Source organism: Bacillus sp. SRB_331, assembly GCF_003264175.1.
In the GTDB taxonomy this organism is placed as follows: Bacteria; Bacillota; Bacilli; order Bacillales; family Bacillaceae_G; genus Bacillus_A; species Bacillus_A mycoides.
The window spans coordinates 41,702-48,423 of sequence record NZ_NADV01000019.1; the positions used below are offsets into that span (position 1 = coordinate 41,702).

The 6,722-nt window shown below is 35.0% G+C and carries 9 protein-coding genes; all 9 read right to left on the reverse strand.

Features of this window, described 5'->3' with window-relative positions:
- Positions 1–6 precede the first annotated feature (6 nt).
- Positions 7–882: a 16S rRNA (cytidine(1402)-2'-O)-methyltransferase gene (rsmI, locus tag B5P42_RS13620; RefSeq protein ID WP_113710296.1), complete on the reverse strand. Its 876-nt coding sequence runs from the start codon at positions 880–882 to the stop codon at positions 7–9.
- On the reverse strand, positions 851–1,141 hold the full coding sequence (locus B5P42_RS13625; RefSeq protein ID WP_002130207.1) for a GIY-YIG nuclease family protein: 291 nt from the start codon (positions 1,139–1,141) through the stop codon (positions 851–853). The genes rsmI and B5P42_RS13625 overlap by 32 nt, the downstream gene beginning before the upstream one ends.
- Entirely contained in the window at positions 1,128–1,868 is a 741-nt protein-coding gene (locus B5P42_RS13630) for a tRNA1(Val) (adenine(37)-N6)-methyltransferase (protein ID WP_113710298.1), read from the reverse strand. Before B5P42_RS13630 ends, B5P42_RS13625 begins: the two co-directional genes overlap by 14 nt.
- A gap of 120 nt (positions 1,869–1,988) precedes the next feature.
- On the reverse strand, positions 1,989–2,339 hold the full coding sequence (gene yabA / locus B5P42_RS13635; protein WP_002009639.1) for a DNA replication initiation control protein YabA: 351 nt from the start codon (positions 2,337–2,339) through the stop codon (positions 1,989–1,991).
- A 14-nt stretch (positions 2,340–2,353) separates the two neighbouring features.
- Positions 2,354–3,181, reverse strand: coding sequence for a PSP1 domain-containing protein (locus tag B5P42_RS13640; protein WP_002009637.1), 828 nt, complete (start codon positions 3,179–3,181; stop codon positions 2,354–2,356).
- A gap of 5 nt (positions 3,182–3,186) precedes the next feature.
- Positions 3,187–4,170, reverse strand: coding sequence for a DNA polymerase III subunit delta' (gene holB, locus B5P42_RS13645; RefSeq protein ID WP_002009636.1), 984 nt, complete (start codon positions 4,168–4,170; stop codon positions 3,187–3,189).
- A gap of 35 nt (positions 4,171–4,205) precedes the next feature.
- Positions 4,206–4,832: a dTMP kinase gene (gene tmk, locus B5P42_RS13650; RefSeq protein WP_002009634.1), complete on the reverse strand. Its 627-nt coding sequence runs from the start codon at positions 4,830–4,832 to the stop codon at positions 4,206–4,208.
- 1 nt (position 4,833) lies between these two features.
- Positions 4,834–6,255, reverse strand: coding sequence for an aminotransferase class I/II-fold pyridoxal phosphate-dependent enzyme (locus B5P42_RS13655; RefSeq protein ID WP_098636433.1), 1,422 nt, complete (start codon positions 6,253–6,255; stop codon positions 4,834–4,836).
- A 79-nt stretch (positions 6,256–6,334) separates the two neighbouring features.
- Positions 6,335–6,514, reverse strand: coding sequence for a sigma factor G inhibitor Gin (locus B5P42_RS13660; protein WP_002130199.1), 180 nt, complete (start codon positions 6,512–6,514; stop codon positions 6,335–6,337).
- Positions 6,515–6,722: the final 208 nt, after the last annotated feature.

Below are 6,722 nucleotides of genomic sequence, written 5' to 3' on the forward strand. Positions count from 1 at the left end.
AGAAGCTTATTTTTTATCCACATGATAGATTTGATATACGTCTCGTTTCGACAAATCTCGGTCTTTAGCGACTGTTTTTATCGCTTCTTTTGAATTCATACCTTTTTCATTTATATAATGTTCAATATGATTATATACTGAAATAGATTCCCACCATTGTTCTTCTGGAGTAGGTTCTTCTGTTGAACCTGCTACTAAAATACAAAACTCACCACGAACTTCATTTTGCTTCGTCCACTCAATCGCTTCTTCAATTGTTCCACGAATAAACTCTTCAAATTTTTTCGTTAGCTCACGACATAATACGATTTCCCTATTTCCTAATACTTCTTGCATAGAGATTAAAGTATCATCTAAACGATGTGGCGCCTCATAAAACATCATTGTAGTTGGAATATAGCGTAGTTTTTCTAATTCAAGCTTACGTCCCTTTTTATTTCTTTGCAGGAAACCATAGAAATAAAAATGTTTTGTCTCAAGTCCTGATGCAATCAATGCTGTAAGGGCTGCATTTGCCCCAGGAAGCGGGATAACATGATATTGTTCTGCTACAGCCTCTACAACGATATCATAACCAGGATCTGAAATACATGGCATACCAGCATCGCTCACAATGGCTACAGTCTTACCTTCTTCTAACTTATCTAAAATTTTCCGTCCACTTACTCCTTTATTATGCTCATGATAACTCATAACTGGTGTTTCAATTTCAAAGTAATTACAAAGTTTCTTCGTTTGCCTTGTATCTTCCGCTGCAATAATGTCTGCCTCTTTTAAAATTCGGATTGCACGAAATGTCATATCCTCTAAATTTCCGATTGGAGTCGGTACTAAATATAAAACTCCCTTTTCATTTTGCTGAAAGCTTTTTTGCTGCCACATAGCGTTCTCCTTTTTGCATATATTCTTCTTTTTTTTTCCTCGTTAACTGCTTAAAGTGATACTCAGCTTGCATAGCTGTTCGTTTATCCTCGTGATCCTCTACATATTTTAAAACAACTGGAAGTCTAGCGCGTGTATATCTAGCACCTTTTCCACTATTATGGGTCTGAATCCGTTTTTCTATATGATTCGTGTATCCAGCATAATAACTTCCATCAGAACACTCCACCACATAAAAACAATGCTTATTCTTCTCCATATAAAATTGAACGAAGCTCCTTTGTATATTCATTGTTTTCTTCATATACAAAAAGAGGTGGTAAGATTTTTAAATCTGCATTCCCATCCTTAATTCCTTCAATTAACAATGTATTCGCTTCTTTACCAGCCTTAGGATAAACCAATCGCACACGTTTCGGTTCAATTTTGTATTTACGCATTAATGTGACGATGTCGAGCAAACGACCTGGACGATGTACAAATGCTACTTTCCCACCCTGTTTCACTAGCTGGCTACTTGCGTATACAACATCTTCTAGTGTGCACATAATTTCATGACGAGCTATCGCTAAATGTTCATTCATATTCTTCTCAGAAGTTTGTGGTGTTTGAAAATAAGGAGGATTACATGTTACAACATCATATTGATGACGTCCAAGTTTCTCCGGCATATCTTTCAAATCTCCATGGATTAAATGAATTCTTTCTGCTAAATTATTGTATTGAACGCTTCTTATTCCCATATCATATAAGCGCTCTTGAATTTCTACACCTGTAATCTTCCCTTTTGTCCTTGTACTTAATAAAAGAGGGATAACTGCGTTACCTGTACACAAATCAAGTAAATTACCTTTTTGAATTGGCACCCAAGCAAAATCTGCAAGTAAAACAGCATCCAAAGAAAAATTAAATACTGATGGACTTTGTACAATCTTCATATCTTGCGCTAATAAGTAATCTAAACGCTCATCTTCATATAAATTCATATATTGCTCCCTTTCTTACACTTAACCTACCCTATTTCATCTTCTATTAATGTAAAAATAAATTTCATTCTACTCTCATGTATAAAAAATTACCTTTCCAATTATATTGGAAAGGTAATCTCACTTTTTATTTAAAAATGACAGACAGAATAAACAATCTCCCTCTTTACGTACACTTCCATAATGTAGATTGCAAATATGAAAACCTTCTTGATATAGTCTCGCTAGATTATCGTAGCCTTCACCAATATCTGTCTTCGCCTTCATTTCTTTGCGTTTTTGAGTTTTTTGTTTTTCCTTGTTCTGCACTTCTTCAAAACGATGTCGCAAATTTTCATTTTCCATTTTTATATGTTGGTTTTCTTCCAATAATTCTGCAAGATGTTGTTTTAATTCTCCCAACTGTTTGTATAAATGTCCAATTTGCTCTTCCATACTAGAAACCGATGCAAAAATATCCTTTTTCTCCACAAGCACCCACCTCATTAATCTGTGGTTTGACTCGAAACGACCCCTTTATTCATTAATTCATCTAACGTATATTCTACTATCCGTTCCTTGTCTACTAGTTCCACTTGAATTAATCTTTCTAAAATATTTAATCCGATAACACGGCCAGTACCGTGCGGTGTTTGTATACGTTGATCTAAATCAGGAAGTTGTTCCTTTGCTGCCTCATATTCATCATTCTCATATTTTAAGCAACACATTAAGCGACCACATAAACCAGAGATTTTTGCAGGATTTAATGATAAATTTTGATCCTTTGCCATTTTAATGGATACAGGTTCAAAATCTCCTAAAAAAGTAGAACAACAAAGCATACGACCACATGGACCAATACCACCAAGCATTTTTGCTTCGTCACGAACGCCGATCTGTCTCAGCTCAATTCTTGTCCTAAAAATTGCCGCTAAGTCTTTCACTAGTTCCCGGAAATCAATCCGACCATCCGCAGTAAAGTAAAAAATAATCTTATTACGATCGAACGTATACTCTACATCTACAAGCTTCATATCAAGATTATGTTCTCCTACCTTTTGTTGACAAACTTGATATGCTTCTTTCGCAGCATGCCTATTCTCTTCAACAATGGTACGATCATTTTCATTTGCAATACGAATAACTTTTTTTAGCGGTAATACAACGTCATTTTCATCAACTTGCTTTTTGGTAATAACTACTTTTCCGTACTCAATACCTCTTACCGTTTCTACAATTACAAACTCATTTTCTGAGATATCGAACTGATTTGGATCAAAGTAATATACCTTTCCGGCCTTCTTAAAGCGAACACCTACTACATCATACAAAACGGTCATCCCTCCTGCAACCGCAACACTAACTGTTCGAACACAAGCTGCGCATTTACATTAGCGTTGATTCTATTTTTTGCCTCTAATATATTAAAGAGAGCTGATACAATGCGCTTCTGAGCATAAGAAAAGGATTCAAACATCTCTTTCTGCTCATGAAAAACAAGACGATCTTCTTCTCCAAGTTGAACATATAATAAATCCTTATAAATAAGGAGTAACATATCTAAGCCTTGCTGTAATTGTTCTTTCTCTCCAAAGTGCTTCCCCCATTTTTCTTGTACAAAAAAAATAGAGGCCTTATCTTTTTCGAGCGCTTCACATAATTTTATCACTAAAGCTCTCGCTTGTGCAAACCATTCATCATTACACATTAATAAAGCTTCTTCAAAACTATTTGTAAGCTGCGCAGCAAGTGTAGATAAAGAAACTGTAATACCTTCTTCCTCTAACCTCTTAATTAAAGATTCTGTAGGCAACGGCCTAAACGTAACAACTTGACAACGAGATAAGATTGTATTTAAAATCTGATGACTTTGTTCAGTAAGTAAAATAGCTGTTGTATCACTACTTGGTTCTTCTAAAAACTTTAAGAGCGTATTCGCTGCATTTGCTGTCATACGATCTGCATGCTCAATAATATATACTTTTTTATTTGCTTCTAATCCTGTTTTTGAAAACTCTTCTTGTAAATCATGAATTTGCTGTTTTTTAATAGATAATCCATCTGGTTTTACAATATGTAAGTTTGGGTAGTTACCTGAATCAATTCGGCGACAATTCGTACATACATGACAAGGCTCTACACCATTTCTTTGTGAACAGAGAAAACTTTTTGCCATTTGAATTGCTGTGGCGAACTTCCCAGTCCCTTTCCCTCCCTCTAACAAGTAAGCGTGGGATATACGCTCTTTTGCAATGCTATTCATCAACATTTTGACACCGATGGGCTGTATAGCAGAAAGCTGCTCCCACGTATTTATCATACTGCATACCTCACTTATTTCATTCTTTCCTTCTATTATAACAATTTATCTTCTATAATCTGAACAACTTCTTCTATAAGTTTTTTCATTGGTTGATCAGCATTTACTAATACAATGCGATTAGAGAAACGCTCTACAACTTGTAAATACCCTTCACGCACACGTTTATGGAAAGAGATATCTTCCATATCTAGTCGATTTACTTCACGTCCTGCATCTTTTCCAATTCGTGCTAAACCTACCTCTGGCTCAATATCTAAATAGATTGTTAAACTAGGCATACAATCTTCCGTTGCGAAACGATTAATTTCAAATACTTTATCCATACCTAAGCCTCTTGCATATCCTTGATATGCTAAAGAGCTATCTATAAAACGATCACATAGTACAAGATAGTTTTCCTCAAGTGCTGGCATAACTTTTTCCACTAAATGTTGTCTACGTGCAGCAGCATATAAGAGCGCCTCTGTACGTGCTTCCATCATCGTATACTCTTGTTTATGTAAAATTGTTCTAATATCTTCAGAAATTGCAATACCACCCGGTTCTCTGGTCGCCATTACCTTTTGTTCCTTTTGCTCAAAATATGGTAATAAACTTTTAATTAATGTTGTTTTACCCGAACCTTCTGGCCCTTCAATTGTTACAAATAATCCCTTCATCCTAAAACCTACTTTCTATATCATACACGTTCATATATTTCGTACTACCTTGAAAACGAGCCCCTGTTTTCTCTAAATGAGTAATTTGCTTTGTATGTTCTTGAGTAATTCTCTCTCCATACATGATCAATGGAATTCCAGGTGGATACGGAATCACCATTTCTGCAGCTATCATACCAACGGCTTCTTCTATAGATACTAACTTCGTTTCGTATCTCTCTAATTGTTTATACGTATACGGTAAAGGGGAAATCTCCCCTTTATAAGTATAACGAATTGATGCTATCTTGTCTTTTACCTTATATTGCTGCATAGCTAATCGAATGATCTCTATAGCTTTCATATACCCCTCATTTACTTGTAACGGTAATATAAATAGGACGTTATATGGATCTGCCATTTCCGTATATATACCGACTTTTTCAAATACAGACTGTAATTCATACCCCGATAACTGACAGCGAGTTTGCACCGTAACTTTTAATTCATCTTGCGATGGATATTGCAAAATGGCTATTTGTGGGATAGATCGCAATCCTTCTTTAAATCGGCGTAAAAACTCAACGATTTCATCATGACCCTCTTCCTTTATAACTGCTATTGCAAAACGTGCTATATCAAGAGAAGCCATAATTGGATACGATGGGCTACTAGATTGTAGCATACTTAAATAGGAGGAAACTTTTTCTTCGCTCACCAAACGGCTATTTATATGTAAATAAGATCCCATTGTCATCGCAGGTAATGTTTTATGTGCGGAATGAACCACAATATCCGCACCATAAACTAATGCTGACTTCGGGAAGGGGTCCCCTATACAAAAATGCGCCCCATGTGCTTCATCTACTAGAACAGGAATTTTATGTGCATGTGCGTAAGCGATACTTGCCTCTAAATCAATTCCCATACCATAGTAATTAGGATGTGTTAAAATAAGTGCTTTTGCATTTGGATACTTTGTAATTGCCTCCTTAATAATTTCATCATGAACACCTACTGGTACGTTATGTACTTCATCAATCCATGGATTTAAAAAGACCGGATTAGCCCCTGCTAATTTCAAACCATTAATGATCGATTTATGACAATTTCTTTGTACGAGGACAATATCATGTTCGCCGCAGCAAGACAAAATCATTGCTAAATTTCCAACTGTTGAACCATTAATTAAAAAATAACTTTTGTGCACGCCATATACTTCAGCTAATAATTGCTGTGCTTCATCTATACATTCAAACGGGCTATGTAAATCATCTAATCCTGTTAACTCTGTTACATCAATTGATAATATGTCCTTAAACCCCCCTGAAGCTTTCTGAGGGAAGTTTAAACCATTCTTATGACCCGGAACATGAAAAGATAGTAGTCGCCTTTCTTTAAATTCCATTAGCGCCTCATATAAAGGCATACGATTTTGATTCATATATATATCTTCCTTATTATTCATTCTGTATCTATTATACAGATATTAGGGCAAAAAAAATAATAGGCATAATGCCTATTTAAAAATATGATACTTCTAATTTTCGCAGTTGTTTTAAATAATGTATATACTTCGGGTCAGTTGTCTCAGTATTCACCAGATTTCTTTCGCACTCGTAACATATTAAATTATTATATACATATATTCCTTCCCCTCTTTTTGTCTCACAAACGATGCAAATTTCACTTGGTAATTTCATAATCTTTCCTCCCTTTTTAAATAAACATATTATATACCTCTATTCCTTAACAAATTTCTGGAAAATATACATCAATTTCTTATATAATATGATTTATTCTTGGGCAACGTGTTTGTATTACTTATGTATTCCCTTTACTTCTTTCATGTACTGTTTAAAAACAAAAAAACACAAGTCAAAAGACTTGTGTTTTTATCTTGCTTGGCGA

Bases quoted from the DNA above. Each gene is read 5' to 3' on its own strand.
- B5P42_RS13655 (WP_098636433.1), bottom strand. From the start codon at position 6,255: ATGAATCAAAATCGTATGCCTTTATATGAGGCGCTAATGGAATTTAAA.
- holB (WP_002009636.1), bottom strand. From the start codon at position 4,170: ATGATAAATACGTGGGAGCAGCTTTCTGCTATACAGCCCATCGGTGTC.
- B5P42_RS13630 (WP_113710298.1), bottom strand. From the start codon at position 1,868: ATGAATTTATATGAAGATGAGCGTTTAGATTACTTATTAGCGCAAGAT.
- B5P42_RS13625 (WP_002130207.1), bottom strand. From the start codon at position 1,141: ATGGAGAAGAATAAGCATTGTTTTTATGTGGTGGAGTGTTCTGATGGA.
- tmk (WP_002009634.1), bottom strand. From the start codon at position 4,832: ATGAAGGGATTATTTGTAACAATTGAAGGGCCAGAAGGTTCGGGTAAA.
- rsmI (WP_113710296.1), bottom strand. From the start codon at position 882: ATGTGGCAGCAAAAAAGCTTTCAGCAAAATGAAAAGGGAGTTTTATAT.
- B5P42_RS13660 (WP_002130199.1), bottom strand. From the start codon at position 6,514: ATGAAATTACCAAGTGAAATTTGCATCGTTTGTGAGACAAAAAGAGGG.